1 protein-coding gene is annotated in these 1,050 nt (G+C 65.6%); it reads right to left on the bottom strand.

What is annotated here, in order from left to right:
- Positions 1 to 1,050, bottom strand: a 1,050-nt coding sequence (locus AB0B41_RS43250) for an AMP-binding protein (protein WP_358213053.1), incomplete at both ends; no start/stop codon positions are given.

Here is a 1,050-nt window from a genome sequence, read left to right as displayed (position 1 = left end):
CCGGTCACGGTCATCGGGAACTCGTCCACGACCAGCACATACCGCGGGATCTTGTAGTGCGCCAGCTTGCCCGTCGCGAACTCGCGCACCGACTCCGCGGTGACCCGCGCGCCCTCCCGCACCTGCACCCAGGCACACAGCTCCTCGCCGTACTTCACATCCGGCACCCCGATCACCTGCGCGTCGAGAATGTCCGGATGGGTGTAGAGGAACTCCTCGATCTCCCGCGGGTAGATGTTCTCCCCACCCCGGATGACCATGTCCTTGATCCGCCCGGTGATGTTCACATACCCCTCGGCATCCATCACCCCCAGATCCCCGGTGTGCATCCAACGCGCCGCGTCGATCGCCTCCGCGGTCTTGTCCGGCTCGTCCCAGTAGCCCAGCATCACCGAATAGCCGCGCGTGCACAGCTCCCCGGGCTCCCCCCGCGGCACGGTCAACCCACTGTCCGGGTCCACGATCTTGACCTCCAGGTGCGGGTGCACCCGGCCCACGGTCGACACCCGGAGCTCCAACGAGTCATCCGCGCGGGTCTGCATCGACACCGGGCTCGTCTCGGTCATCCCGTAACAGATCGTGACCTCCTCCATGCCCATCCGCGACACGACCTGCTTCATCACCTCCACCGGACACGGCGACCCGGCCATGATCCCCGTCCGCAGACTCGACAGGTCATAGGACTCGAAGTCCGGGTGGTTGAGCTCCGCGATGAACATCGTCGGCACCCCGTACAACGACGTGCACCGCTCCGCCGCCACCGCCTCCAGGGTCGCCTTCGGGTCGAAACCCTGCGCCGGGATCACCATCGTGGCCCCGTGGGAGGTGCACGCGAGGTTGCCCATCACCATCCCGAAGCAGTGATAGAACGGCACCGGGATACACACCCGATCCGCCGGCGTGTACCCGTTGAGCCGGCCCACGAAAAAGCCGTTGTTCAAGATGTTGTGATGGCTCAGCGTGGCGCCCTTGGGGAAACCCGTCGTCCCCGAGGTGTACTGGATGTTGATCGGATCATCCGGCGACAGCTCGGCCTGCTTCTCCACCAAC

The organism is Pseudonocardia sp. NPDC049154, assembly GCF_040648315.1.
GTDB lineage: Bacteria > Actinomycetota > Actinomycetes > Mycobacteriales > Pseudonocardiaceae > Pseudonocardia.
This window is presented reverse-complemented; position numbering and strand designations above follow the sequence as displayed.